Annotated in this window: 25 protein-coding genes; 11 read left to right on the top strand and 14 right to left on the bottom strand. The window is 59.5% G+C overall.

Translation table 11 applies throughout. The annotated features are described in order from the left end of the window. Nucleotides 1-162: 162 nt before the first annotated feature. From ACWPWQ_RS19040 to purH, 5 genes are all read right to left on the bottom strand, one after another. The gene (locus ACWPWQ_RS19040; protein ID WP_454010530.1) at nucleotides 163-2,739 is read right to left on the bottom strand and encodes an alpha amylase C-terminal domain-containing protein; all 2,577 of its coding nucleotides are present in this window, start codon (nucleotides 2,737-2,739) and stop codon (nucleotides 163-165) included. Between the two features lie 288 nt (nucleotides 2,740-3,027). After that, on the bottom strand, nucleotides 3,028-3,582 hold the full coding sequence (locus tag ACWPWQ_RS19035; RefSeq protein WP_454010529.1) for a cytochrome b/b6 domain-containing protein: 555 nt from the start codon (nucleotides 3,580-3,582) through the stop codon (nucleotides 3,028-3,030). Next, nucleotides 3,563-3,937: a cytochrome b562 gene (locus ACWPWQ_RS19030; RefSeq protein ID WP_025328232.1), complete on the bottom strand. Its 375-nt coding sequence runs from the start codon at nucleotides 3,935-3,937 to the stop codon at nucleotides 3,563-3,565. The genes ACWPWQ_RS19035 and ACWPWQ_RS19030 overlap by 20 nt, the downstream gene beginning before the upstream one ends. A gap of 356 nt (nucleotides 3,938-4,293) precedes the next feature. Continuing rightward, nucleotides 4,294-5,583 carry a phosphoribosylamine--glycine ligase gene (purD, locus tag ACWPWQ_RS19025; protein WP_265435111.1) on the bottom strand — a complete coding sequence of 430 codons (1,290 nt, stop codon included), beginning with the start codon at nucleotides 5,581-5,583 and terminating at the stop codon, nucleotides 4,294-4,296. Nucleotides 5,584-5,685: 102 nt separating this feature from the next. After that, nucleotides 5,686-7,278 carry a bifunctional phosphoribosylaminoimidazolecarboxamide formyltransferase/IMP cyclohydrolase gene (gene purH / locus ACWPWQ_RS19020; RefSeq protein WP_454010528.1) on the bottom strand — a complete coding sequence of 531 codons (1,593 nt, stop codon included), beginning with the start codon at nucleotides 7,276-7,278 and terminating at the stop codon, nucleotides 5,686-5,688. Nucleotides 7,279-7,713: 435 nt separating this feature from the next. Here purH and zntR point away from each other — a divergent pair, with 435 nt between their 5' ends. The 3 genes from zntR to ACWPWQ_RS19005 all read left to right on the top strand — a co-directional run bounded on the left by zntR (nucleotide 7,714) and on the right by ACWPWQ_RS19005 (nucleotide 9,030). Then, entirely contained in the window at nucleotides 7,714-8,151 is a 438-nt protein-coding gene (zntR, locus tag ACWPWQ_RS19015; protein ID WP_139434040.1) for a Zn(2+)-responsive transcriptional regulator, read from the top strand. Continuing rightward, complete coding sequence (locus ACWPWQ_RS19010; protein ID WP_454010527.1) at nucleotides 8,141-8,677, top strand: dihydrofolate reductase family protein; 537 nt, start codon at nucleotides 8,141-8,143, stop codon at nucleotides 8,675-8,677. Before zntR ends, ACWPWQ_RS19010 begins: the two co-directional genes overlap by 11 nt. A 134-nt stretch (nucleotides 8,678-8,811) precedes the next feature. After that, on the top strand, nucleotides 8,812-9,030 hold the full coding sequence (locus ACWPWQ_RS19005) for an alternative ribosome-rescue factor A (protein WP_454010526.1): 219 nt from the start codon (nucleotides 8,812-8,814) through the stop codon (nucleotides 9,028-9,030). Between the two features lie 225 nt (nucleotides 9,031-9,255). Here ACWPWQ_RS19005 and hemW read toward each other — a convergent pair whose 3' ends face one another. Further along, complete coding sequence (gene hemW / locus ACWPWQ_RS19000) at nucleotides 9,256-10,401, bottom strand: radical SAM family heme chaperone HemW (protein WP_454010525.1); 1,146 nt, start codon at nucleotides 10,399-10,401, stop codon at nucleotides 9,256-9,258. 98 nt (nucleotides 10,402-10,499) lie between these two features. Further along, complete coding sequence (gene rdgB / locus ACWPWQ_RS18995) at nucleotides 10,500-11,096, bottom strand: RdgB/HAM1 family non-canonical purine NTP pyrophosphatase (RefSeq protein ID WP_025328225.1); 597 nt, start codon at nucleotides 11,094-11,096, stop codon at nucleotides 10,500-10,502. 236 nt (nucleotides 11,097-11,332) lie between these two features. On the opposite strand from rdgB, the gene ACWPWQ_RS18990 reads away from it, so the two are divergent. The 3 genes from ACWPWQ_RS18990 to ACWPWQ_RS18980 all read left to right on the top strand — a co-directional run bounded on the left by ACWPWQ_RS18990 (nucleotide 11,333) and on the right by ACWPWQ_RS18980 (nucleotide 14,249). After that, on the top strand, nucleotides 11,333-12,499 hold the full coding sequence (locus ACWPWQ_RS18990) for a multidrug effflux MFS transporter (protein WP_454010524.1): 1,167 nt from the start codon (nucleotides 11,333-11,335) through the stop codon (nucleotides 12,497-12,499). A 157-nt stretch (nucleotides 12,500-12,656) separates the two neighbouring features. Beyond that, nucleotides 12,657-13,706: an oxidoreductase gene (locus tag ACWPWQ_RS18985; protein WP_454010523.1), complete on the top strand. Its 1,050-nt coding sequence runs from the start codon at nucleotides 12,657-12,659 to the stop codon at nucleotides 13,704-13,706. A gap of 309 nt (nucleotides 13,707-14,015) precedes the next feature. Further along, nucleotides 14,016-14,249: a hypothetical protein gene (locus tag ACWPWQ_RS18980; RefSeq protein ID WP_025328222.1), complete on the top strand. Its 234-nt coding sequence runs from the start codon at nucleotides 14,016-14,018 to the stop codon at nucleotides 14,247-14,249. Nucleotides 14,250-14,333: 84 nt separating this feature from the next. Here the strand turns inward: ACWPWQ_RS18980 and ACWPWQ_RS18975 are convergent, their stop codons facing one another. Both ACWPWQ_RS18975 and ACWPWQ_RS18970 read right to left on the bottom strand, forming a co-directional pair. Further along, entirely contained in the window at nucleotides 14,334-14,789 is a 456-nt protein-coding gene (locus tag ACWPWQ_RS18975; protein WP_139434045.1) for an NfeD family protein, read from the bottom strand. Beyond that, nucleotides 14,786-15,709: an SPFH domain-containing protein gene (locus ACWPWQ_RS18970; protein WP_139434046.1), complete on the bottom strand. Its 924-nt coding sequence runs from the start codon at nucleotides 15,707-15,709 to the stop codon at nucleotides 14,786-14,788. The genes ACWPWQ_RS18975 and ACWPWQ_RS18970 overlap by 4 nt, the downstream gene beginning before the upstream one ends. Before the next feature lie 198 nt (nucleotides 15,710-15,907). Between ACWPWQ_RS18970 and cysG the strand changes: the two genes are divergently transcribed. The 5 genes from cysG (at nucleotide 15,908) to cysC (ending at nucleotide 22,174) form a co-directional block, all read left to right on the top strand. Further along, nucleotides 15,908-17,338: a siroheme synthase CysG gene (gene cysG, locus ACWPWQ_RS18965; RefSeq protein WP_454010522.1), complete on the top strand. Its 1,431-nt coding sequence runs from the start codon at nucleotides 15,908-15,910 to the stop codon at nucleotides 17,336-17,338. Between the two features lie 104 nt (nucleotides 17,339-17,442). Continuing rightward, the gene (gene cysD, locus ACWPWQ_RS18960) at nucleotides 17,443-18,351 is read left to right on the top strand and encodes a sulfate adenylyltransferase subunit CysD (protein ID WP_106885853.1); all 909 of its coding nucleotides are present in this window, start codon (nucleotides 17,443-17,445) and stop codon (nucleotides 18,349-18,351) included. Nucleotides 18,352-18,374: 23 nt separating this feature from the next. Further along, complete coding sequence (gene cysN, locus ACWPWQ_RS18955) at nucleotides 18,375-19,802, top strand: sulfate adenylyltransferase subunit CysN (protein WP_454010521.1); 1,428 nt, start codon at nucleotides 18,375-18,377, stop codon at nucleotides 19,800-19,802. A 4-nt stretch (nucleotides 19,803-19,806) separates the two neighbouring features. Beyond that, a complete protein-coding gene (locus ACWPWQ_RS18950) occupies nucleotides 19,807-21,531 on the top strand; it encodes an SLC13 family permease (protein ID WP_202047182.1) in 1,725 nt (574 codons plus the stop codon). 49 nt (nucleotides 21,532-21,580) lie between these two features. Further along, nucleotides 21,581-22,174 carry an adenylyl-sulfate kinase gene (gene cysC, locus ACWPWQ_RS18945; protein ID WP_454010520.1) on the top strand — a complete coding sequence of 198 codons (594 nt, stop codon included), beginning with the start codon at nucleotides 21,581-21,583 and terminating at the stop codon, nucleotides 22,172-22,174. A gap of 125 nt (nucleotides 22,175-22,299) precedes the next feature. Here cysC and ACWPWQ_RS18940 read toward each other — a convergent pair whose 3' ends face one another. The 5 genes from ACWPWQ_RS18940 to ACWPWQ_RS18920 form a co-directional block, all read right to left on the bottom strand. Further along, on the bottom strand, nucleotides 22,300-22,896 hold the full coding sequence (locus ACWPWQ_RS18940) for a DUF2971 domain-containing protein (protein WP_199767361.1): 597 nt from the start codon (nucleotides 22,894-22,896) through the stop codon (nucleotides 22,300-22,302). A gap of 464 nt (nucleotides 22,897-23,360) precedes the next feature. Continuing rightward, entirely contained in the window at nucleotides 23,361-23,933 is a 573-nt protein-coding gene (locus ACWPWQ_RS18935) for a YkgJ family cysteine cluster protein (protein WP_454010519.1), read from the bottom strand. A 504-nt stretch (nucleotides 23,934-24,437) separates the two neighbouring features. After that, the gene (locus tag ACWPWQ_RS18930) at nucleotides 24,438-24,653 is read right to left on the bottom strand and encodes a hypothetical protein (protein ID WP_454010518.1); all 216 of its coding nucleotides are present in this window, start codon (nucleotides 24,651-24,653) and stop codon (nucleotides 24,438-24,440) included. A gap of 409 nt (nucleotides 24,654-25,062) precedes the next feature. Then, complete coding sequence (locus ACWPWQ_RS18925) at nucleotides 25,063-25,377, bottom strand: hypothetical protein (protein ID WP_454010517.1); 315 nt, start codon at nucleotides 25,375-25,377, stop codon at nucleotides 25,063-25,065. A gap of 54 nt (nucleotides 25,378-25,431) precedes the next feature. Continuing rightward, nucleotides 25,432-25,587 carry a hypothetical protein gene (locus tag ACWPWQ_RS18920; RefSeq protein ID WP_454010516.1) on the bottom strand — a complete coding sequence of 52 codons (156 nt, stop codon included), beginning with the start codon at nucleotides 25,585-25,587 and terminating at the stop codon, nucleotides 25,432-25,434. Between the last annotated feature and the right edge of the window lie 999 nt (nucleotides 25,588-26,586).

Genomic DNA, 26,586 nt, shown 5'->3' with positions numbered 1-26,586 from the left:
TTAAAATAGTTTCATAGGCGCTCCGGCAGGGGGATGAGGGATCAGTATGCCTGCCGGGGGGCGGGGGGGGACCCGGCCAGGGGGCAATAAAAAAGGCCTCCCGCCGATGGCGGGAGGCCTGGTTCTGCGCCGGGGCGCAATGCCCTGGGCGTGTGTCCAGCCTTACTGAGCGCTCAGGCTGTAGGCCAGTGTCTGGTCGTTGAAGCGCACCACATAGGCGCCGACCGCCGCTGTGGTGATGTCGGCTCCGGCCAGCTCGGCCACGCCGTCCTTGTTGGTGTCACCGTAGTTCTGGGTCCAGTCACCCTTGACGTCGAACTTGAAGCGCTGACCGCCGTTGCCATCCCCGCTGCCGGTGAAGGTGACGCCGGCCTGCCACTGGTGATCCCCCACCAGCGTCATGGGGGTGGTGCCCCAGCCATTGGTGGTGCCACGGATGTTGAGGCTGGCGATGTTTTTGGCATAGCCGACGCTGACCGGGGTCAGGCTGTATTGCAGGGTCTGGTCGTTGAAGCGCACCCGGTACTGGCCGCTGACCGGGGTCAGTATGTCGGCGCCCCCCAGCTCGGCCACGCCATCCTTGTTGGTGTCGCCATAGTTCTGGGTCCAGTCCCCCTTGACGTCGAACTTGAAGCGCTGGTTGGCCTGGCCGTCGAAGGTGGCCAAGGCCTCCCATTGATTCTCGGCAACCAGGGTCATGGCCAGCGAACCCCAGGCATTGAGAGTGCCGCGCAGGTGCAGGGTGGGCAGCACGCTGTTGTAGGCACCGTTGCTGTCGGTGACGGTCACAGTGGCGCTGGCACTGGCGGTCAGCCCCTCGGCATCGGTGACTGTCAGGGTGACAACATGGGTGCCCGGGGTATCGAACTGGACTGTCTCAGTGGGGGCGCTGCCGCCGGTGGACCAGCTGTAGCTCGCCACGCCTTCATCATCGGTGGAGGCGGAGCCATCGAACACCACGCTCTCTCCCGTCTTGACGCTGAGGATCTTGGGCGAGAGGGCGGCGACCGGTGCCTGGTTGCTGGCGAGGGGGGTGACCGTATAGCGCAGATCCCCTTCGTTCAGAGTGATGCGGTAGCTGCCCGCCCCGCTGACCAGGATATCCTTGCTGCTGCCCTTGTCGGCGATGCCGTCCCCTTCGTTGTCGCCGTAGTTCTCGGTCCAGTTGCCGAAGACGTCGAACTTGAAGCGCTGGGCGCCGGTGGCGTCACCGCTGCCGGTCAGGGTCAGGGTGGCGGACCAGACACGGTTGGCATCGACTGTCATGGGGGTGTTGCCCCAGGCGTTATGGGTGCCGCGCAGGTTCATGCTGCTGAACTTGTTGCCCGGCAGGGCGCTGCCGCCGCAGGGGCTGGCCTTGGTGCAGCCAGCGATGATGGCGGCCGCCTTCATGGCGGGCACGTTCAGGCTGGCCTTGCCGCTGCCGTCGACGGTGACATAGCCCCCGCTGCAGTAGTCATTGCCCCCCAGGAGGTTGCAGTACTCGCCCGCCGGCAGGCCGGTCTGCACCGAGGCCACCAGGCTGCCGCTCTCGTTGTTGATGGCGACGAAGCCCTTGTCACCGCGGCCGAAGGCTATCTGGTTGTTGCCGTTGTCCCACCAGTTGCTGACTGGCTGGCCTTCGGTCCTGTTGTGGAACAGGGCCATGTTCATGATGGTCGGGCGACGCTGCTCGCAGTTCCATTGGCCGTCTGTGCAGGGCGTGCTGCCCGGCGCCCCCTTGTCGGTTTCATAGGTACCCATGTTCTCGAAGCGATAGCCCGACATCACCTGTTTCCAGCCATAGGGCCAGGCCATCATGAAGGTGTTGGCCAGCTCATAGCGGGCACCGCTCATGAAGGTGAGCATGCCGCCACCGCCGTGGCCGCGTTCGCGGTCGTGGTTGACCACGAAGACGAAGGCCTTGCTGGAGGGGAGCAGACCCCAGCTCTCGCCGAGGGTCTTGAGGTTCTTGATCTGGCCGTTGAAGTTGGCAGCGAGATCCGTGCCGTATTTGAAGTCGGTGACGGTATCGATATAGGTGTAGCGACCCGGCTGGATGTCCGCCGACTCTCCCCCGGCACCTATCACCTCCAGATAGGCCTTGGGGCTGCCCGCCTTGTCGAGAATGGCCTTCACCTCGCCGGGAGCCATGTGCTTGGCCGCATCGATACGAAAGCCCGCCACGCCCCAACCCAGCAGGGTCTTCATGTAGGTGGCTATCTGATCCTGCACGTAGGGAGAGCCGGTATTGAGATCCGGCATGCCGTAGAGGGCGCCGTTCCAGACGTTGTTGCTGTCGCCGTAGTTGGTGATGTCACCGTTGTGGTGGAAGTCGTTGTAGCCGAACTGGGGGTACTGATATTGCCCCGAGTTGTAGCTGCCGCCGCCAGTGGCGGTTCCGGTGCCCGAGGCCAGCTGGTTGAAGACGGCGTCCGCATAGATCTTGACCCCGGCCGCGTTGCAGCGGGTGATCATGCTCCTGAGCTCTGCCTCGCTGCCGCCGAAGCTGTTGAAGTTCTTGAAGCTGACTGGCTGGTAGACGGTCCACCAGACCTGGCTCCCCTGCTTGTGCTCGGCGGGCGGGGTGATCTGGACACCGCCGAATCCCTTGGGACCGAGCACTGTCTCGCACTCATTGGCGATGTCGTTGAACTTCCATTGGAACAGGTGGACCATGACCCCTTCGGCGGCGGCTGTGTGGCTGAATGAGCCCAGCACCGCGGCGAGCACGGCGGTTCGAAACACTGTGTTGTGCATGACGATTTTCCCTTCGATCTTGTTATTGACGTCTCACTGTCATCATGTCGAACGGACCACAAACAACCTCGTTCGGCTCTGTAGCATTCATGAAATCGAGGAGATTGAAAATCGTACAGCCGGGATTAGTTAAGAAGTGTGAATGAAAATGCTTTCATGGCGGCGAGGCAAAAGAGGGAGGAGGCGTCACGCCGTTGAGGGGGATAAACCGGTGCGGCCGCCAGTAAGAGGTGGTCTTGCGGCCGGGCCGGCGGGACAGGAAGACGGGCACAGTGGTGCCCGTCTGCTTCAGGAATGGGGTTCCTGCTGGTGCTGAGACACACTGCGCCGGCGGCGGGGCAGCATGCGGGTCACCAGGTTGCTGCGCTGACGCCAGGAGGTGTAGGCGATGGCGCACAGGTGCAGGGCTATCATGGCCTGCAGCGCCCAGGTACACCATTCGTGCCAGTCGTCTGCCCCCAGCTCGAAGCCGGCCTCTGTGTTCTGGAACCAGCCGCTGCCGGCGGTCGCCAGCACCAGCAGCCAGAGTGCCCAGACCGCCAGCTTGCCGCTGCCGTGATGGCCGGGCGCCGCGGGGGCGCGCTCGCGCAGCGCCACCGCCTGCTGGCGGAAATCGTCCCGGCTCGGGATCAGGGCGCTCAGGCGGGCATGGCCCCGTGCCAGGGTGAGCCCCCACAGCAGGCGCAAGCCGATCAGGGCCATGGCGCCATAGCCTAGCCACTCATGCCACTCCTCGCCCGCTTCGTTGAGCCAGAGGTTGCCGATGCAGACCGCTGCCACACCCCAGTGGGTGAGGCGGACCAGACCATCCCAGTGGAAGGGATCAGCCTTTCTGCTTGGCATATTGGTGGTACTCCTTCTTCAGGTCGTTGACCTTGGCCAGGTGGGCCTGGGCCTTCTCCTGATCACCGGCCTGCAGGGCCGCCAGGCTGGCATCCAGCTCGCTCTGCACCTTGTTCATGCCCTCGAGGAACTTCTCCTTCTTGGCAGCCGGCATGTTTCTCTCCTTGGCCACATCGAGCTGAGCCTTCATCTCCTTGATGTGTTTCTCCATGGTGGCCGCATCATCTGCCTTGACGGCCTGCTTGTAGTTGAAGCCGATCTTCTTCATCGGCTGCTCCAGATCGCCGGCCATGGCGGGCAGGGTCATCAGGCCAAACATCAGGGGCAGCAGCAGGGGACGCACAGTTTTCAACATGGGATTTCCTTATGAGACGACGAGATTGCAGGTTCTTATGGCACTCATTTGAGTGCGGTATCATACAGCATGATGCCATGAAAGCGGGGCAATTGTATGGGGAAAGTGCGACCAATTGTGACGAAATGTGTGCATTGTGCTGTACATATGTAGTCAGAAGGGGATGAGCCGGGAGCGGAAACAGGCGGCAACCCGGGGCCGTGGACCCGAGGCGGCGAGCGATGCCAAGGGGATGGATGCCGCCTTGTCACCCCATGCAGGGCTTCGGAGGAAGTCTGAAACCTGCAGGCTGTCCCCGGTGGTCCAGGCAGCAAAAAGGGCCCGCAGGCCCTTGTGTTCGATGGGGGAGGCGGCCTTTATTTGGCCTGCTCGCGCTCGATGGCGCGCCAGCCGATGTCCTTGCGGTAGAAGACACCGTCCCACTGGATGCGACCCGCCAGCTGGTAGGCGCGTTGCTGCGCCTCGGCGACGGTGTGACCCAGCGCGGTGGCGCACAGCACGCGGCCACCGGCGGTGACTATGGTGTCTCCCGCCAGCTGGGAGCCGGCATGGAATACCTTCTCGCCGCTCGCCTCTTCCACCGGCAGGCCGCTGATGGGCTTGCCCTGCTGGTAGTCACCGGGGTAACCGCCCGCCGCCAGCACCACGCCGATGGCGACGCGGGGATCATAGATGGCTTCGACCTGATCCAGCTTGCCGGCACAGGCGGCCAGGCAGAGCTCCACCAGATCGGAGCGCATGCGCAGCATAATGGGCTGGGTCTCGGGGTCGCCGAAGCGGCAGTTGAACTCGATCACCTTGGGGTTGCCTTCGGCATCGATCATCAGGCCGGCGTAGAGGAAACCGGTGTAGACGTTGCCCTCGGCCGCCATGCCGCGCACCGTCGGCATGATCACCTGCTCCATCACTTTTTGATGCACCGCATCTGTCACCACGGGTGCCGGGGAGTAGGCCCCCATGCCGCCGGTGTTGAGGCCGGTGTCGCCGTCGCCCACCCGCTTGTGATCCTGGCTGGTGGCCATGGGCAGCACGTGCTCGCCGTCCACCATGACGATGAAGCTCGCCTCTTCCCCGTCCAGGAACTCCTCGATCACCACACGGGCACCGGCGTCGCCGAAGGCGTTGCCGGAGAGCATGTCGCGCACTGCCGCTTCCGCCTCTTCGAGGGTCATGGCGACGATGACGCCCTTGCCTGCCGCCAGACCGTCAGCCTTGATGACGATGGGGGCACCCTTCTCGCGCAGGTAGGCCAGCGCCGGCTCCACCTCGGTGAAGTTCTGGTACTCGGCGGTGGGGATGGCGTGGCGCGCCAGGAAGTCCTTGGCGAAGGCCTTGGAGCCCTCCAGCTGTGCGGCGGCGGCGGTCGGGCCGAAGATGGCGAGCCCTTCGGCACGGAAGGCATCCACCACCCCTTTCACCAGGGGCGCTTCCGGCCCGACTATGGTGAGACCGATCTGCTGGGCCTTGGCGAAGGCCAGCAGGGCCTGGATGTCGGTCGCCTCGATGGCGACGTTCTCTATGCTGCCCTCGTGGGCGGTGCCGGCATTGCCGGGGGCGACGAACACCCGGGTCACCATGGGGGATTGCTTGGCCTTCCAGGCCAGGGCGTGCTCACGGCCGCCGTTGCCAATGATCAGTACTTTCATCGTATCGCTCGCTTCTATTTGTGATAACCGCCTGGGGCAGCGGTTGAAAATAGTCAGTTGAAAAGAGACAACAAAAGGGCCGCCAGTGGCGGCCCTGACTCATCAGTGACGGAAGTGGCGCATGTTGGTGAACACCATGCACATGCCGTGCTCGTTGGCGGCCTCGATCACCTCGTTGTCACGCATGGAGCCACCTGGCTGGATGACGCAGGAGATGCCCGCGGCAGCGGCGGCATCTATGCCGTCGCGGAACGGGAAGAAGGCGTCGGAGGCCATGACGGAGCCCGCGACGGTCAGCCCTTCATCCTCGGCCTTGATGCCGGCGATCTTGGCGGAGTAGACCCGGCTCATCTGGCCGGCGCCCACGCCTATGGTCTGGCCGTCTTTGGCGTAGACGATGGCGTTGGACTTGACGAACTTGGCGACCTTCCAGCAGAACAGCAGGTCCTTGAGTTCGGCCTCGGTGGGCTGACGCTGGCTGACCACGGTGAGATCCCCCAGGGTGACCATGCCGTGATCCCGCTCCTGCACCAGCAGGCCGCCGTTGACGCGCTTGAGGTCAAAGCCCTGGGCCGGGGCAGTCCACTGGCCGCACTCGAGCAGACGCACGTTCTGCTTGGCCGCCACCGCCTCGCGGGCCGCCTGGCTGATGCTGGGGGCGATGATCACCTCGACGAACTGGCGGGCGACGATGGCCGCCGCGGTGGCACCATCCAGCTCGCGGTTGAAGGCGATGATGCCGCCAAAGGCGGAGGTGGGGTCGGTCTGGTAGGCGCGATCGTAGGCACCCAGCAGGTCGTCACCGATGGCAACGCCACAGGGGTTGGCGTGCTTGACGATGACGCAGGCCGGCTCGGCGAACTCCTTCACGCACTCCAGCGCCGCGTCTGTGTCGGCGATGTTGTTGTAGGAGAGCGCCTTGCCCTGCAGCTGGATGGCGCTTGCCACCGAGCCTGGTGCGGCCTGCTCTTCGGCGTAGAAGGCGGCAGCCTGGTGGCTGTTCTCGCCGTAGCGCATGTCCTGCTTCTTGATGAACTGGGCGTTGAAGGTGCGCGGGAAGCGGGACTCGGCGTCACCCTCCTTGTTGTCACCGTAGGAGGGGACCAGGGTGCCGAAGTAGTTGGCTATCATGCCGTCGTAGGCGGCGGTGTGCTCGAAGGCGGCGATGGCCAGATCGAAGCGGGTAGCCAGGGTCAGGCTGTTGCCGTTGCCATCCATCTCGGCGATCACCCGGCCGTAATCGGCCGCCTTGACGACTATGGTGACGTCCTTGTGGTTCTTGGCGGCGGAACGAACCATGGTCGGGCCGCCGATGTCGATGTTCTCGACGGCGTCTTCCAGGGGGCAACCAGGCTTGGCCACGGTGGCGGCGAAGGGATAGAGGTTGACGACGACCATGTCGATGGGGGAGATAGCGTGCTGGGCCATGATGGCGTCATCCCGGTCGCGGCGGCCGAGGATGCCACCGTGCACCTTGGGGTGCAGGGTCTTGACCCGGCCGTCCATCATCTCGGGGAAGCCGGTGTAGTCGGAGACCTCGGTCACCGGCAGGCCCGCGTCGGCCAGCAGCTTGGCGGTTCCACCGGTGGAGAGCAGGGCCACGCCACGCTCGTTGAGTGCCTTGGCAAATTCCAGGATGCCAGTCTTGTCAGACACACTCAGCAGCGCACGGCGAATGGGTCGAGCTTGTTCCATCACACTATCGTCCTCAGCATAACGGGGACCGTTCCATGGGAGGCGAGGCTCAACACAGAGAGTCCCCAAATAAATGGAAGTGGGGGATTTCGCAAACCACTCTCGCCCGGCGAGCCGGGGGTTGGCAAAAGCGTTTTAGGAAATGCCCGCTTGACGCGACGCTCTCTTGTGGGCGCGTATTCTACACAAAAAATGTGAGCTGTGGTGGATTTTTTAAAGAGACAAAGCCTTGTGTGGTGCGGTGTTAAACGTTTTCTGGTGATTTTTTGTGAAACGTTTGTCTTTTCAGTGTTTTGAGGGCCAAGGGGCGGGATCGCCGGGGTTGTCTACTGCTTTCCTGCCTTTGGCTGGCAATCGCCGGGCAAAGGGGCGATAGTGGAAACCGGTTTATATTGAGTACCATTTTGGGCGCTATGCCATGTCGGGGAGAGGGTTATGTATCGGATCGGGGAACTGGCCAAGGCGTGCGGGGTGAAGGCGGACACCCTGCGCTTTTACGAGAAGAACGGGCTCATCTCGCCGGGGATCCGCAACGAGTCTGGCTACCGCCTCTATGGGGAGCAGGACAGGCGGCGGCTGGAGTTCATCATCCGCGCCAAGTCGGTGGGTTTCTCCCTGGCGGACATAGGGGAGCTGCTCGCCCTCGACACCAACAAGGCGCGGGTGACCTGCCAGGAGGTAAAAGCGGTGGCCGACACCAAGCTTGAACAGGTAGAGCAGAAGATCCTGGAGCTGACCCGCTTTCGGGAGAACCTGAAGGCGCTCTCCGACATCTGCTGCGGTGGCCCCCGCTCGGCGGAGCACTGTGCCATCCTGGAGACCCTGGAGTCCGGCGCCCCCTCCCGTCACGAGCATCACGACCATGAGCACTGAGTGCCATCGTCCCCGGGTCTCTGCCTTCCTCGCCCTCTCCCTCGACGGCTTTATCGCGGGGGAGGGCGGGGATCTTGACTGGCTCGCCCCCTATGGCGGCGACTCCCAGGAGGAGACCGGCTACAGCGCCCTGATGGCCAGCGCCGATCTGCTGCTGATGGGGCGCACCAGCTATGAAACCGTGCTCGGCTTTCCCGAGTGGCCCTATGGCGACAAGCCTGTGACTGTGCTGACCCACAGGCCCGCCACGCTCCGTGCCCATGTCTCTTTCCGGCAGGGGGCGCTGGCGCAGGTGCTGAACGAGCTGGGGCAGCAGGGAGCGCGTCACATCTATCTGGACGGTGGCGAGGTCGTGAGGCAGGGCCTGCAGGCCGCGCTGGTGGACGAGCTGACCCTGTTCTGGGTGCCGGTCACCCTGGGGGCCGGCGTTTCCCTGTGGACGCAAGCCCTGCCCGGGCGCCTGGTGCCTGTGTCCAGCACCGTGCTGCCAAGCGGCCTGGTGCGGGTCGTCTATCACCCGGCCTGAGCCGCCCGCCTGAGCCCTTGCAGGCGGGCGGCAAGAGACGCACAATCGGTGCGTTTTTTCGCCGTCCTGAGCTGCCTCCTTGGCCCCTCGTTCGGCAAAGTGCCATTCATTACCATCACCGCAAAGGAGCCAGCATGGCCAAGAAGAAGGTGGCCCTCGCCACCACTGAACCCGTCCACGATCATCAGCGCGGCATCATCCAGGACAATCACCTCAAGGCACTGGTGACCTCCCCCCTGTTTCAGGCCAGGGTCGAGCCAAGCAAGAAGGGCAAGGGGAGCTACCAGCGCAAGGCCAAGCACGGCAAGCGGTGGGAGCCCGGTCAACAGCAGATGATGCACGTCTGCTGCTGAGCGGGTTTCTGCTTTGGAACCTGTCCACGATCTTGCTGCGAGGCCGTGATCAAGGCTCATGTGCTGCTCGGAATCCTCATGTGTACTTACACACTCCGGTTCCTGCGCTGCTCTTCACCTTGCTGACAGCCTCTCGCGACAGACCGTGAACAGGTTCCTGGAACCAAAACAAGCGGGGCGCTCATGGCGCCCCGCTTGTGTTCCATCTGGTTAAAGGCGGTTACCTCATTCGTCCATAAAGAGCTCGAGCAGCACGTTCAGGTAGCGATGGCCGAGGGAGGTCAGCTGCCAGTACTCTCCCTGGTCTTCGATAAGCTCCTTGGTCTGGGCAACAGCGAGCATGGTCTCCACCCGCTCCAGCGGCAGCCCGGTATAGGCCTCGAACTCCGCCTTGGGAGCCGGTTCAAACAATCTGAACCGGTTCATAAAGTACTCCAGCGGCAGATCGTCCGCGCTCACCTGCCATTGGCTGTCCAGATAGGGGCGGGCAGGGTCCAGATACCCCTTGGGGTGCTTCACCTTGGCGGTGCGCAGGATCTGCTGGTTTGCGAGATCCGTCACCTTGCCGTGGGCGCCGCAGCCTATGCCCAGATAGTCGCCAAAGCGCCAGTAGTTGAGGTTGTGGCGGCACTGATAGCCCGCCTTGGCGTAGGCCGAGATCTCGTACTGCTGATAACCCTGGGCGGTGAGCATGGCGTGGCCCTGCTCGTAGATGTCCCACAGGGTGTCGTCCTCCGGCAGCCTGGGGGGCTTGGAGGCGAACGCCGTGTTCGGCTCTATGGTGAGCTGATACCAGGAGAGGTGCGGCGGTGCGCAGTCGATGGCCTGCTGCAGATCATAGAGGGCGTCCTCCAGGCTCTGATCCGGCAGGCCGTGCATCAGATCTAGGTTGAAGGTGGGAAGCGATATGGCATGGGCCAGCTCGGCGGCCTTGCGCGCCTCTTCCGGGCCGTGGATGCGGCCGAGGCGGGTCAATTTTTCCTGCTGGAAGCTCTGCACCCCGATGGAGATGCGGTTGATACCGGCCCGCTGGAAGCCGGCGAACTTGTCTGCCTCCACCGTGCCCGGGTTGGCCTCCATGGTGATCTCGCAGTCCGGAGTCAGGGCAATGCGCCCACGCACCCCGTCCAGCAGCGCCTGCATGGCCTCCACGGAGAGCAGACTCGGCGTACCACCGCCGATGAAGATGGAGGAGAGCGGGCGCCCCTGGGCCCAGTGCAGATCCTGATCCAGATCCTCCAGCAGGGCGGCCACGTACTCGAGGTGGGGCAGCTCCCCCTTCTGGGCGTGAGAGTTGAAGTCGCAGTAGGGGCACTTCTGGACGCACCAGGGCACATGGATATAGAGGGAGAGGGGCGGCAGTTGCAGCATGGTGTTTCCAGTATTCAAAAAATCAAAATGGGGGCCGGTCGGGTGGCCCCCATTGTAGATGAAATGCGTGCCGGCGTATCCCGGCGCCCGGTCGGGTCTCAGTGCGCCGCGGCCAGCGCTGCCTTGAGCTTGGCCAGGGCCTGGCCGCGATGGCTGAGCTGGTTCTTGAGCTCCGCCGGCATCTGGGCCGAGGTGCAGTCGTGATCCGGCACGAAGAACACGGGATCATAGCCAAAGCCGTGCTGACCGCGGGGCTCGTCGATGATCATCCCCTCCCAGCTCGCCTGGCAGATGATGGGGGTGGGATCGTCGGCGTGGCGCATATAGACCAGCACGCACCAGAAGCGGGCGCTCTTGAGGTAGTCGGGGGCGCCTTGCAGCTCGGCCAGCAGCTTGTCGATGTTCTCCTTGTCGCTGGCACCGGCGCCGGCAAAGCGGGCGGAGTAGACGCCGGGGCGACCGTGCAGCAGGTCCACTTCGAGGCCTGAGTCGTCGGCGACGGCGGGCAGGCCTGTGATGCGGGCGGCGTGGCGTGCCTTGATGATGGCATTCTCGACGAAGGTGGTGCCGGTCTCGTCGGCATCGGAGACCGCAAACTCGCTCTGTGGGATCACCTGGATCTTCATATCGGCCAGCATGGCGGCCAATTCCTTCACCTTTTTCTGGTTCCCTGTTGCCAGGACAAGCTTGTTCATCACGCACCTCCGCAAAAATAATCTGCGCATTCTATGCGGGGCAGGGGTTTAGTAAAAGCGCCAATTGCCTGCAATCCGGCACCGGATGTGGGTCGTCGCGGCAGTGCAGAGGAGTGGATAAAATACATGTTTCCAAGGAGGAATAACCGAAGTGATTAAATACCATTTCAATTCATTACTCTGAGTCAGTAGACTCGCGCACCAATCGATTTTCCCCCTAGGGCTTGAGGTGACTGATGCCATTGATTCTTCTGCTTGTACTCCTGGTGCTGTTCAGCCCGCTGGCCATCGACATCTATCTGCCCGCCATCCCGCAGATGGCCGAGCAGCTGGGGGCCGAAGTGACCCTGATGCAGGGCACCATCACCTGGTTCCTGTTCAGCATGGGGCTGGGTCAGCTGCTGGTGGGGCCGCTCGCCGATCGCTACGGGCGCAAGCCCATCGCCCTTGGCGGCGTGCTGCTCTATGGTCTGAGCGCCCTGGCCGCCGGTTTTGCGGCGAGCCTCGGCGAGCTGATGCTGGCGCGGGTGCTGCAAGGCTTCGGTGCCTGTGCCACCTCGGTCGCCGCCTTCTCCGTGGTGCGTGACAGCTATGGCCCCAAGAAGAGCGGTCAGATGATCTCCTACCTGAACGGCGCCATCTGCTTCATTCCGGCGCTGGCGCCCCTGCTAGGTGGCTGGCTCACCGCCAAGGCGGGCTGGTCGGCCAACTTCTGGTTTATGGCCGGGTATGCCGTTGTGGTCGGTAGCTGGCTGCTGTGGCGCATGCCGGAGACCCGCCCGGAGGAGACCAGCAGCAGCGGCCCGCTCATCAGCTGGTCCCGCTACAGCCCTGTGCTGCGCTCCCCGAGCTTCCTGTTCAACGCGGGGCTCTGCATGCTGGCGATGGCGGTGATCCTGGCCTATGTCACGGCGGCGCCGGTACAGCTGATGGTGAAGCTGGGTCTGGACATGAACGGGTTCAGCTACTGGTTCACCGCCAACGCGGCGCTCAACATCCTGGCCTGCTTCCTGGCACCGCGCTTCATCGCCAGGGTGGGACCGAGACGCACCCTGCGCATCGGCCTGCTGGTGCTGCTGCTGTCGGCCATCCTGCTGACGCTGACCATGCACCTGGCTCATCCGCTGGCGATGATGGGGCCGGTATTCCTCTCCAGCATCGGCTTCGCCATGATACTGGGTGCAGCAGCAGGCATGGCGCTGGCTCCCTTCGGCCACTGCGCCGGGACCGCCGCCGCCCTGCTCGGCCTGTTCCAGATGAGCGGCTCCGGCGCCCTGGTGGGGATCACCGGTTGGTTGATGCCGGATCCCCTGAGCCAGCTGGCCCTGCACATGTGGCTGCTGCTGCCCCCCTTGCTGATGCTGATGACGCGGCAGGGTCGTCGCCTCTGCCTGCAGTCTTGATGCGCGGGGCAGAGCCCCGACGTCGATGGATAACGTCGCTTGCACAGGCCATAAATCCTGTGCTCTGATGAACGAAACGGGGGCTTAAGGCCCCCTTCTTTTTTGGGCGCAGCGTCGCCAGGTGCCTATCATATTGGACAGTTCAGCGGAGAATCCCATGAGTCAGACAATCAACGCCGCCCTGGTGGGTTACGGCTTTGCAGGACAGACCTTCCACGCCCCCTTCCTGACCAGCACCCCGGGGCTTGCCCTGCGCCGGGTGGTGAGCCGTGATGCCGCCAAGGTGCAGGCCGAGCTGCCGGGCTGCCAGGTCGGCACCCTGGACGAGGTGCTGGCCGACAGCACGGTCGATCTGGTGGTGATAGCGACCCCGAACGATACCCATGCCCCCATCGCCCGTCAGGCTCTGCTGGCGGGCAAGCACGTGGTGATCGACAAGCCGTTCGCGCTGGATCTGGCCGAAGCCGAGGCGCTCGTCGAGCTGGCCGAGAAGCAGCAGCGGCTGCTCAGCATCTTCCACAACCGGCGCTGGGACGGGGACTTCCTCACGGTGCGCCGTCTGCTGGCCGAGGGGGCGCTGGGGCAAGTTGCCCAGTTCGAATCTCATTTTGATCGCTACCGCCCCGAGGTGCGTCAGCGCTGGCGCGAGGCGGGCGGCCCGGGTTCCGGACTCTGGTTCGATCTCGGTCCCCACATCCTGGATCAGGCGTTGCAGTTGTTCGGCCAGCCTGACTGGATCCAGGCGGATTTGGCCGCCCAGCGCCCCGGCGCCCTGAGCGATGACTACTTCCACGTGGTGCTGGGTTACGGCGAGATGCGGGTCATTCTGCACGGCAGCTGCCTGGTCTCTGCCACCATGCCGCGTTTCGTCATCCACGGCAGCGAAGGATCCTTCATCAAGTTCGGCATGGATGTGCAGGAGGAGCAGCTCAAGCTCGGCCTGCGCCCGCCTGCGGCGAACTGGGGCCAGGATCCCGAACCCGGTCAGCTCAGCCGCATGGTGGAGGGGCAATCCTCGGTGCAGGCGGTGAGCGGGGAGGCTGGTGATTACGGCGCCTACTACCGCGGTGTCTGCGCCGCCATCAGGGGGGAGGCCGGCAACCCAGTGCCCGCGGTGGAGGCCCTGGCGGTGATGGCACTGCTGGATCTGGCCAGAGAGAGCGACAGCCAGGGGCGGCGGCTGAGCTGTCAGAAGCTGTCTGACTGAGGGCACGTTCACGATACCGATGACGGCTGCCGAAATGGCAATGATTGACTGACAATCGTTCTCTTGTTGGTTTTTAATCGTGCAGTTTCGCGTCAATAAAGGCGTATTGTATTAACATTTGTCGTTGCAGTAGTTCTTTTTATCCAGCCAACGAGAAAATATCATTGTGATACGCGTTTTCATTGGTCGCATATGGGGATATATTTCGCGCGCCTCCCGACTCCCGGTGGCTCGCTGTTTTACCGGGGGCGAAGACGCACAGTGATGGTTTTTGACACCATCTCTCCATCTTTTTTTGAGGGTATGCACATGAACAAAGTACTGGTAGCCGGTATCCTGGGTCTGATGTTGACCGCCTGTGGTCAGAAAGAAGAAGCCGCCGCTCCGGCCGCTACTCCGGCCGCCGACGTTGCTGCAACTGTTAGCGAAGCTGCCTCTACCGTAGAGAAGGCCGCTTCCGAAGCCTCTGCTACCGTCGAGAAGGCTGCTGCTGACGTGGCCACCAAGGCAGAAGCTGCTGTGAGCGATGCCAAGGCCAACTAAGCCTGCACCTCATAAAAAAAACGGGCCCGGCGGTAACGCCGGGCCCGTTTTTTTTTATGGCCACTGCGGGCAACGGCTCCCCGCTCAGGGCAGCGGCTCCACCAGCAGGATATGGGAGTCATATCCCGTCACCCGGACTCTGCTGCCCGCCGCCAGCGGCTGGTTGCAGCGCACCGTCCAGACGGTGTCATCCAGGTGCACCCGGCTCATCCCCTGGCTCACCTCATCGAGCAGGGTCAGCTCCCGTCCCAGATAGCTCTGCATCCGCTCGTTGATGGGGGCGGCCGCATCCCGGCTCGAGCGGTCGCGCTTGTGCTGCCAGCGCCACCAGGCCCAGGTGGTCACCAGGGACTGCGCCGCGAACAGCAGCAGCTGTGCCTGCCAGCCGAAGGGCCAGATCAGCAGCAAGATCCCCACCTCCAGGGCGGCGATGCCGGTCCAGAGCAGGAAGCCCACCGATCCCAGCACCTCGATGGCCAGCAGCACGAAGCCGAGCCCCAGCCAGTGCCAGTGGGTCAGCCCCTCGAACAGGGCTGTCATGACTTGCCGACCTTGCCATCTTTATTGAACAGCTCGGCCATGCCGGCCACCGAACCTATCAGGCTGCCCGCCTCCAGCGGCATCATGATGATCTTGCTATTGGGCCCTTCGCCGATGCGGGCCAGGGCCTCGGTGTATTTCTGGGCCACGAAATAGTTGATGGCCTGCATATCCCCCTCGGCGATGGCCTGGGAGACCATGTGGGTCGCCTTGGCTTCCGCCTCGGCGGCACGCTCTCGCGCCTCGGCGGCGAGGAAGGCGGCCTGGCGTTCCCCCTCGGCTTTGAGGATCTGGGACTGCTTCTCCCCTTCCGCTTTCAGGATCTTGGACTGGCGCACCCCTTCGGCCTCCAGCACCTCGGCCCGCTTCTGGCGCTCGGCCTTCATCTGGGCGTTCATCGCCTCCACCAGGGCGAGCGGCGGGCGCACATCCTTGATCTCGATCCGGGTCACCTTGATGCCCCAGGGGGCGGTGGCGGCATCCATGGTGCGCAGCAGCTTCTCGTTGATGGTGTCGCGCTGGGAGAGCATCTCGTCCAGCTCCATGGCGCCGAGCACTGTCCGCATATTGGTCATCGTCAGATTTCTGATGGCGCTGGTGAGATCGTTGACCTCATAGGCCCCTTTGCGGGCATCCACCACCTGCACGAAGCTGATGGCGTCTATGGTGACGTTGGCGTTGTCCCGGGAGATCACCTCCTGGGCCGGGATGTCCAGCACCTGCTCCATCATGATGATCTTGTGGCCGACTCTGTCCACATAGGGGATCAGCAGGTTGAGGCCCGGGGTCAGGGTGCGGGTGTAGCGGCCGAAGCGCTCCACGGTCCAGTTGAAACCCTGTGGCACTATCTTGATGCCCGCACTCAGGGTGGCCAGCACCAGGAACACGAAGATCCCCAGCACAATCAATGACTCATTCATGGTAAAGCTCCTTATGAAACACTTTCACTAGCCTAGAGTCTGGTGCGAACCACCACAAGGACATTCGCTCCCCTTTGCCACCGCACGGCTTTACTAATTACTAAAACGCATTAAAGAGCATTTTTTATTATTTTGAGGGATAAGGACTCCTGCCTATAGTCGCCCAAGATGTCGTCGTATGCCGAGGAGTGGGCCCTGATGGATTATTTACCTATGTTTGCCAGGTTGGAAGGCCGCCCGGTATTGCTGGTGGGCGGGGGCGAGGTTGCCCTGCGCAAGGCGCGCCTGCTGCTGGCGGCAGGTGCCCGGCTGACCCTGGTCTCCCCCGAGCTCGAGCCCGACTTCCATGAGTTTGCCGGTCGCTTCACCCATGTGGCGGCGCGCTTCGACCCGGCCCATCTGGCCGGCCAGATCCTGGTGGTGGCGGCGACCGACAGCCTCGAGGTCAATGCCCTGGTCTACCAGAGCGCCAACCAGCTCGGGCTTTTTGTGAATGTGGTGGATGACCCCGAGCGCTCCAGCTTTATCTTCCCCTCCATCATCGATCGCAGCCCCATCATGGTGGCCGTCTCCAGCGGCGGCAAGGCGCCGGTGCTGGTGCGCCTGTTGCGCGAGCGGCTCGAGAGCCTGCTGCCCCGCCATCTGGGCGGACTGGCGGAGCTCTCCGGCCGGGTGCGCAGCCGGGCCAAGCGGGTGCTGGCCTCCCTCTCCGATCGCCGCCGCTTCTGGGAGCGCGCCTTCGCCTCCAACACCCTGGCCGGTCTGATAGAGAAAGCCGATTGGCAGGGGGCCGAGCAGTGGCTGAACGAGGGGCTGGACAAGGCCCAGACCGAAATGGGGGAAGTGGTGCTGGTAGGGGCGGGCCCCGGCGATCCGGGCCTACTGACCCTCAAGGCACTGCAACAAATTCAGCAAGCCGAAGTGGTGCTCTATGACCAGCTGGTCTCCCCGGAGATCCTGGATCTGGTGCGCCGGGACGCCACCCTGGTGTCGGTCGGCAAGAAGGCGGGGGCCCACAGCGTGCCCCAGGAAGAGACCAATCGCCTGCTGGTGGAATACGCCAGGGCGGGCAACCGGGTGGTGCGGCTCAAGGGGGGGGATCCCTTCATGTTCGGCCGTGGCGGCGAGGAGCTGGAAGTGCTGGCAGAGGAGGGCATCCCCTTCTCCGTGGTGCCCGGCATCACGGCCGCCGCCGGTGCCACCGCCTATGCGGGCATTCCGCTGACTCACCGTGACCATGCCCAGAGCGCCGTCTTCATCACGGGCCACTGCCAGAAGGAGGGCAAGGAGCCCGACTGGCAGCAGCTCGCTTCAACCAACCAGACCCTGGTCATCTACATGGGGCTGATGCGCTCCGAGCACATCCAGCAGCAACTGGTGAGCCATGGCCGAAGCGCCGCCACCCCCATCGCCATCATAGAGCGGGGCACCACGGCGCGGCAGCGGGTGCTGACCGGCACCCTCGACGATCTGGCGGAACTGGCCCAGCAGGCGGTGAGCCCGTCCCTCATCGTCATCGGCGAGGTGGTGGCCTTGCGCAAGCAGCTCGCCTGGTTTGGCGAGCAGGGTGGCGAGCGGGCCGAGACAGAGGCGAGCCGCCACGAACTCAAGCTGGTGAGCCTGGCCTGAAGGGCGAGACCCGAATCGATTTGACGGTGCGGCCAAGGCGGCACCGAACTGAACCAGAACCGCGCCCCGAGCAGGCGCGATAGCAATGAACCGAGGACCCAGACATGGACCGTGAAAGACTTACCCACTTGCAGCAGCTGGAAGCCGAGAGCATCCATATCATCCGCGAGGTGGCTGCCGAATTTGAAAACCCGGTGATGATGTATTCCATCGGCAAGGACTCCTCCGTCATGCTGCACCTGGCCCGCAAGGCCTTCTATCCGGGCAAGATCCCCTTCCCGCTGCTCCACGTGGACACCAACTGGAAGTTCAAGGAGATGATCAAGTTCCGGGACGAGACCGCCAAAAAATACGGGCTGGATCTCATCGTCCACAAGAACCCGGACGGCCTTGCCATGGACATCAACCCCTTCGTGCACGGCAGCGGCAAGCACACCGACATCATGAAGACAGAGGGGCTCAAGCAGGCGCTCAACAAATACGGCTTCGATGCGGCCTTCGGTGGCGCCCGCCGCGACGAGGAGAAGTCCCGTGCCAAGGAGCGGGTCTACTCCTTCCGTGACAAGTCCCACCGCTGGGATCCGAAGAACCAGCGCCCGGAGCTGTGGCGCGTCTACAACAGCCAGGTCAACAAGGGGGAGAGCATCCGGGTGTTCCCGCTCTCTAACTGGACCGAGCTCGACATCTGGCAATACATCTATCTCGAGAACATCGACATAGTGCCGCTCTACTTTGCCGCCCATCGCCCGGTGGTGGAGCGCAATGGCATCAAGATCATGGTGGATGACGAGCGCATGCCCATAGGCCCGGAAGACGAGGTGAAGCAGGAGCTGGTGCGCTTCCGCACCCTGGGCTGCTACCCGCTGACCGGGGCCATCGAATCCAATGCCACCACCTTGCCCGAGATCATCGAAGAGATGCTGCTCACCACCTCGAGCGAGCGGCAAGGGCGGCTCATCGACCACGATCAGGCCGGCTCCATGGAGCAGAAGAAGCGTCAGGGCTATTTCTAAAAAATGTTCTAAGGAATCGCATCATGAACAACCACATTCAGACCGCCATCAGCGAACAGGGCATTGAAGCCTACCTGCACGCCCAGCAACACAAGAGCCTGCTGCGCTTTCTCACCTGCGGCAGCGTGGACGACGGCAAGAGCACCCTCATCGGCCGCCTGCTGCACGACTCCCAGCAGATCTATGAAGATCAGTTGAAGGCGCTGGAATCCGACAGCCAGAAGCTCGGCACCACGGGCGAGAAGCTGGACCTGGCACTGCTGGTGGACGGCCTGCAGGCGGAGCGCGAGCAGGGCATCACCATAGACGTGGCCTACCGCTATTTCTCCACCGCGAAACGCAAGTTCATCATCTCGGATACCCCGGGCCACGAGCAGTACACCCGCAACATGGCCACCGGCGCCTCCACCTGCGATCTGGCCATCATATTGATCGACGCCCGCAAGGGGGTGCTGGATCAGACCCGTCGCCACAGCTTTATCGCGAGCCTCCTTGGCATCAAGCAGTTCGTGGTGGCGGTCAACAAGATGGATCTGGTGGAGTTCAGCCAGGAGGTGTTCGATCGCATCAGTGCCGAATACCGCGAGTTCGCCAGGAAGCTCAGCGTCGACACCATCCACATAGTGCCGGTCTCGGCCCTGGACGGTGACAATGTGGTGAACCAGAGCGACAAGCTGGCCTGGTACGAGGGCGAGACCCTGCTCTCATTGCTGGAGAGCGCCGAAGTGGAGCGCGAGCTGGAGCGCCATCCGGTGCGCCTGCCGGTGCAGTACGTGAACCGCCCCAACCTCGATTTTCGCGGCTTCGCAGGCACCCTCGCCTCCGGCATCCTGCGGGTCGGCGACAAGCTGGCGGTGCTGCCGTCCGGCAAGGAGAGCACAGTCACCCGCATCGTCACCTTCGACGGGGATCTGGAGTACGCCCTGCCGGGTCAGGCCATCACTGTCACCTTCGCGGACGAGATCGACATCAGCCGGGGCGACCTGCTGGTGGATGCGGCGAAAAAGCCCCAGGTGACCCAGAACGTGCTGGCTCACATCGTCTGGATGGGGGAAGAGTCCCTGCAACCGGGCCGGGTCTATGACGTCAAGCTGGCCACCAAGAAGAGCCGCGGCCAGGTGGAGGCCATTCGCCACCGCATCGAGATCAACAAGCTCGACGAGCTGGACGCCTCCGAGCTCAAGCTCAACGAGATCGGCCTGTGTGAATTCAGCCTGACCGACCCGGTGGCGTTCGACCCCTACAAGGAGATCCGCGATACCGGCAGCTTCATCCTGATCGACCGGCTGACCAACGTCACCGTGGGCGCGGGCATGATAGTGGAAGGCTTGGCCGCGAAAGTGGCTAAAGGGCAATACAGCGAGTTCGAAGTGGAGCTCAACGCCCTGGTGCGCAAGCACTTCCCCCACTGGCAGGCGCTGACCATCAGCAACGATTCCGGCAAGGAGTAAGCCCATGACCTGGCAACAATCCCTGGTGCTGGGTCTGCTGGCTGCCCTCGTCGCCCTGCTGATCCAGGGCAAACTCCGGCCGGCGCTGCTCTTCTCGGGCGCCGTGCTCATCACTTATCTGAGCGGCCTGGCGGACATCAACGCCGTGGTGGCGGGTTACACCAACAGCGCCCTGCTGACCCTGGTGTTGCTGCTGCTGGTCTCCTTGGCGGTGGAGAAGACCCGGGTCATGAGCTGGTTCGCCAACCTGGTGGGCACCGGCTCTTTCAACAAGGTGCTGGTGAAGGTGTGGTTCTCCACCGCCTTCCTGTCGGCCTTCGTCAACAACACCGCCGTGGTGGCCTCCATGCTGGGGGCGGTCAAGCGCAACCCCAACCATGCGCCCTCCCGGCTGCTGCTGCCCATGTGCTTCGCGGCGACCTTTGGCGGCGTGCTGACCCTGATCGGCACCTCCACCAACCTCATCGTCAACAGCTTCCTCATCAAGATGGGGGCGCCGCCGCTCGGCATGTTCGACTTCTTTATGGTGGGGGCGGGGACATTGCTGACCGGCCTGGTGGCCGTGTTGCTGTTTGCCCGTCACCTGCCGGAGCAGGACACAGAGATGAGCCGGGAATCCGGCTACTTTCTCGAGGCCAAGGTGGGCCCCGGCTCCCCCATGGCCGGTCGCAGCGTCAAGGAGAACGGCCTGCGCAGCCTGAAGAGCCTCTATCTCGCCGAGATCATTCGCGGCAACCAGGTGATCTGCCCGGTGCAGCCGGAACACGAGCTGCACGAAGGGGACATGCTGCTGTTTTGCGGCGACGTGGAGAGCGTCGGTGTGCTGCAGGAGCTCAAGGGGCTGGATCTCTACGGTCAGCACCGCCTCAACGGCCAGCATCTGGTGGAGGTGATCGTCAGCCACAGCTCGCGGCTGGTGGGGCAGACCATCAAGGATGCGGAGTTTCGCACCCACTTCGATGCGGTGGTGCTGGCGGTGCGCCGGGGCGAGACCCAGCTCACCGGCGGCCTCGGCCAGATTGAACTGCACGCGGGGGACACCCTGCTGCTGGCCCCCGGCCCCAAGTTTGCGGGCAACAAGTCTCTCTCCCGGGAGTTCGTGGTGGTGAGCGGACTGGAAGCCTCCACCCGGCTCGATGGCAAGCGCAGCGCCGCCGTGGTGCTGGGGTTTCTCGGGGTGCTGGCGCTGTCGGTGTTCGATCTGGTGCCGCTGTTCAAGGGGTTGTTGGTGATGTTGGTGGTGCTGCTCTTCTCCCGCATCCTGACCCTGGACGAGATCCGCCGCCGCTTTCCCCTCGACATCTGGCTGGTGGTGGGTGGGGCGCTGGCCATCGCCGATCAGCTGGAGAAGAGCGGGCTGGCCAGGTTGATTGCCGACTGGCTGATGGGGGAATTCAACGGCTCCAGCCCCATCATCGCCTTTATCGGCATCTACCTGTTTACCCTGGTGCTGACCGAGCTGATGAGCAACAACGCCGCCGCGGCCCTGGCCTTCCCCATGGGCTACCAGCTGGCGCTCAGCATGGACGTCTCCACCATGCCGTTCATCCTGGCGGTGCTGTTCGGGGCCAGCTCCAGCTTTATACTGCCCTACGGCTACCAGACCAACCTCATGGTCTATGCGGCGGGCAACTACAAGATGCCGGATTATCTCAAGCTGGCGGTGCCTGTCTCCCTGGCCTACAGCCTCGGAGTGATCGTCATGGTGCCCCTGCTGTTTCCGTTTTAAGGCGCAACCCTCTTCGTTTTGGGGCCCTGATGCCTCGCAAGGAGTTTGAATGAGCAATATCGTGTGGCATGCCCATGCCGTCGACAAAGAGAGCCGGGCCGAGCTTAAAGGGCAGAAGCCGCTAGTGATCTGGTTCACCGGGCTCTCCGGGGCGGGCAAGTCCACCCTGGCGGGTGCGCTGGAGCAGGCGCTGGCCGCCGAGGGCAAGCACACCTATCTGCTGGATGGGGACAATGTGCGCCACGGCCTGTGCGGGGATCTCGGCTTCGATGACGCCGCCCGCCAGGAGAATATCCGCCGGGTCGGGGAGGTGGCAAAACTCATGGTGGATGCGGGCCTGATCGTCCTCACCGCCTTTATCTCGCCGTTCCGTGCCGAGCGGGATCTGGTGCGTAGCCTCCTGGGGCCGGACGAATTTGTCGAGGTGTTTGTGGATGCGCCCCTTAGCGTGTGCGAAGAGCGCGACCCCAAGGGGCTTTACAAGAAGGCGCGAGCGGGGGAGATCCGCAATTTCACCGGCATCGACTCCGCCTACGAGGCCCCCGAACAGCCGGAAATCCATCTGCTGAACGCCGGTAAGCCGGTGGAAGCGCTGGTGGAAGAGCTGTTGACCGCCCTGCGGCAGCGGGGGTTAATCGATTGATGCCCATGTTATCCGCCGATCATTCATAGCAGAGGGGGCCTTGGCCCTCTTGTTTATTGCTTGCCGGCTATTTCCCTTGTCGTCAGCGGTTCTTTGCTTAAGCACATAAAAAGGTGGGTGTCATACTATCCTGTCACGCTCGCTTTACTTGTTATGTCTTTTTTCATTGCGAAACTCTTCCATTGGTCGTTTTCCACTAAGCTTGACTTATAAATTTTTAATGATTTGCAGCCAGGCATTGATTTTAGTGTTGCTTTAACATGTTCTACGACTTCAATCGGAAGCCAAGGACTTAAAATTATTCTGTTTATTGCAATCAACGGAACATTTAGTCTATATGTTTTTGCTGATGTTTTTTTAGAACCCCAAAATATCCTGAATTCCTTTTCATCTTGAAAAGCGTAGCGTTTGATAAAGGGAAGTTCATCCTCGTCTAATGGATCATCTCGCAATTGCTGAATAGTACAATACTCTACTGATTCAGCTCTTAGCTGTTTACATTTAGATACATACCCCTCCAATTTTTCTTTTGAAAATTCAATGCACACACCACTTGACCCAGAAGAAAATACTTTCCAGTGGTGGTATGTTTCGGGTGCTTCAGTTAGACATAATGCAGCGAACCCTTGCAATAACTTTCTTGTGGCATACTGCTCAATATAATACGAGTCATTTCTGTCATCCCATAATTTTGGATTCAGTAACACCAGCTCCTTAGTCATTAAATAGTCAATGAGAAATGGAAGTTCCGTATATCTTCTAACGTTTTTTTTTAATCTCATACTATTCCTTTATCATGGAGGGTAAATCTGGGACATCCACTATTGGGACTGTAGCGTGGTGTGTTGTTTTGCTTGATGGGTTGCTAGTCGAGGAGTGTGCCATGACTATCGCTCGTTCACTCAAGTCGGCAATCTTCATTCGGAGTTCTTTGTTCTTTTTAGACCACCTTGGTATTCCTCAATATCGACTTTGATGCCAAGGATGAAGTTGGTTGAAAAAACACATTTCAAGCCAAAGTCACGAGATTTTCTCATCCCCGCCCCAAAGCCCTCAGTGCGGTTTTGATCACGGCAGCCACAGCCAGTCATACCAAGGCTCACTCAAATTTGTGGGTGTCACAAGAGTTCCTCATGCTCTGGGCAGCACTGCGGTCTCACAGCAATATTTTGTTAGATCGTGATAGTTAGAAGATTTCTCGTATATCAAATAATCTATTTCTCCTCGATTCATAAATTAAATATTCAAAGCTCTTCTGGGTTTCAGTGAAATTTAATAGTGGCATTATTTCTTGGTTGCAACGCTCAAGTTCGCACCAATAGGATGTTTTTGTTAACACAACATGCCTTCTACAAACAAATGGTCGCACATTGTATATGCTGCAACCGTTGTCCTTTAGGAAGGGGCAAGGTTTATTCTGCGTTATGTCATATGCAGAGAATGCTTTTCTCTTGATCTTTAAGGATTTCTCTATGTACTCCACTTCTAGCTCGGAAACTGATACTGGAATATGGCAACAATGAGAGCAACCTTTTTTGCAAGGTGTGAATTTATCTACATAAGCATAAATCTCATTCATTTCTGAGAACAAGGAAGATAACTTGTTTAAATAATTAGCTTTACTTTTTGAGATTCTAGCATATAAGCCTTCTTCTTTTTTAGACAGAGAAGAAGGAAACAGCCTAATCATTTTTTCACGATTCGAATTCGAGAATTCAACGGCCATTTTGGGATTCTTTTCATCGAGTTCACGATCCATAAAAGGTCCTACGTTGCTAAAACTCTAACTTTTACTTGTGGGGTTGTGAAGCAACCGCACACCAATTTTTGGTTATAGCTTTACTATATTTAATGCGTATTCAGTTTCGGATTCTTTGCATTTCATTATTTTCACGTGTGAAAATTTCGCATCAGACTTAACTGTTTTTAGTAGTTCATCTGTAAAGCATTGTGTTGCATTAGCACCGATTAATATTTCCATGACCGATTCTTGTGGATATTTAAAAAGATGAACTTTTGGGGGGTGACCATCCAGAACTCGGTCTCATCTTTAAGTACAGAACATATCCTCCATTCTTGCTCATACTCCCAAATATCGGACTTCAAAGAAAAAGATCTGTGCTATTTATTTGTCTTAAAGCCTTGGATGGACGTTTTTTTAATATAATTAACCTTTCTCAAATGATAAAACTCATCTTTTTCAGAGCGTTTCCTGTTAAAAAATGATGTGAGGAATCAAACCAATGCAGAAGCCCTATGTGAATCAGCATAATGAGACCACATCAAAGATTTTTCCTTTTTCAGTTAAGCTCAAAACACCAACAAGCTGATTGGAAACGTTAGTTAGTGTGCTTGATACATTTTTCGCTGCTACACTTGATTGACGTTTTATCCAGCCTTGGTTGTTATTAATCTGATCGCGAACCCATTTTTTTAAATCATGCCCAATTAGCATGGTTCTCAACTCAAGCGAGCTCATCGATTTTTGATTGAATCAGTTTATCAAAGTTTTTATCTATCTCATCTTGAACCTCATCAATAGACAATGTTGATTCTATTACCGGCTTAAACTCGAAAGGATCATTAAAAGCTATAGGTTGAGAGAATCTAATGCTTCTATTTTTAAGACATCAATTCTTTCAGGTGGCAGATATTTATATATAGGAGCATAATTGTCTCAAAAGTTAAAAAATCTTGTATTTTGGGCTAAAAAATCTTTGGCTGGGGCTGAACGAAAAATAGCTGCAAAATGTATCTGCAAGATTTTTCAAATCGACCCCATCCATCTTTATCCAGCTCTGGTTTATGTGATGATGCTTGTCCGTTGTGCTTCGCTTCGCTCTGCGCTAACCTACAACAACCACGTGACCGTCCCTGAGTTTCAGTCTTCAGCGCTTCAATCCAGTTGACACAGGGTTTATTGGTTTGGGTTGCTTCGCCTTAACCATATATTCATATCGCTGACGACCTCTTTGCGGGCTTTTACCGTTACTGTTTTTCAATCCGTGATCAAGTGATTCGTAATGCCGATATTCAATATTTATTTTACCGAGAGCCTTAAGACGCAGCATCATTTCATCTGTTTTTTGAGGTGATACCGAGATATCCATTCCTCCCTGAATGATCAGCAAAAAGAGGAGACTTTGCTTTTTAAGGATCAAGCTGATCGATGGAGAACATCTGCTGCCACCAATGATAGCCATGCCCGCTCATATCAAGCTCGAAGGGTTTGCTGAAGAACATGCTCGGCAAATCCTCTAAAGCCGTCGATCTCTTTCTCTCGCCGCTTCGGGATTGTTATGTTTTTTTACAGCGATATCTGTGAGATCATCGATAAACCAGCGACCACCGCCATTAAAGGCGATGGTGGCATCGATATAGTCAACATCTGCGGTAACCAGGTTGGCGATCACGGCACCTTCACCCAGAGATAAATCTCTTGTGCCCCTCTTTTCGAACGGGTATCGAGCACAGCCTTGATATCACGCTACCCGTTCAGGTTGTCCTTTTCAAGGTACTGAGCAGGGCAGTCCTTGCGTGCCGGATCGGTACTGTGTTTTAATTTACTATCAATGTTGTATTTTTCGATTAGTAAAACATCAGCTTCTAGGCCAGACATTCTTATAGTCGGTGAGTATAGAGTCTATTTTCAACACACTATTGCAATCAGAGCCTTGCAGGATCAACAGCAGTGTATCTGTGTCATAGGAATGTGGAACCAAATAATACGAGATAGGTGAGCCATCGTCTCTACTCGCTGTACGAGTCATGATATCTTTCGCGCTCACTGAGCATGTCAAAAAGGAGCAAGAGTAAAGATATTGCCCAGTTGCATTTTTCTTGACCTAATAGTGGTGAGGTAATGGTGAGTGTCCCAATAGCTACCGAAGTATTCATTTTCCGGAATGATATAAATAATACCAGTGACCGCATCTAATATATAACTCATCGCCTCCGATTTTTATCCGCAAAGCCTAACGTTTCAGTTATGGTGGAAGACCTTGTGCGTTTTTATGAAAAAATAATCAATTTAATTTTTTCGGAAGAAATTAGTTCCCGATAGGAATTGATTTTTTCATTTACATAAAGTGATTTAACATCGTTTTGATAACATACCTGACGTTGAACCAGAAGGAGCCTTCGCGAAAGAATTTGCCATTGATAAAAGCCATCTCGTCTTTTAATACGAGTTCATCCTCACCAATGAAGAGGCATGCCGCTCTCACCTGATAGCGTGATTTCCTCTCCGAAGATGATGACGTGGATGAGCTGGAAGAGGCATGTTCTCCAGTTGATGTAGTGACAGACATGTCGTCACATGCGATTATAAAAAGTAAAGAAAGCATAAGGGGTGAAAATATGTTTCATAATCTATTCCTAACGCCAGGCTTTGGGGCGGCTGAAGCGCAGTG

This window comes from Aeromonas sp. Marseille-Q7275 (assembly GCF_965119515.1).
This window is presented reverse-complemented; position numbering and strand designations above follow the sequence as displayed.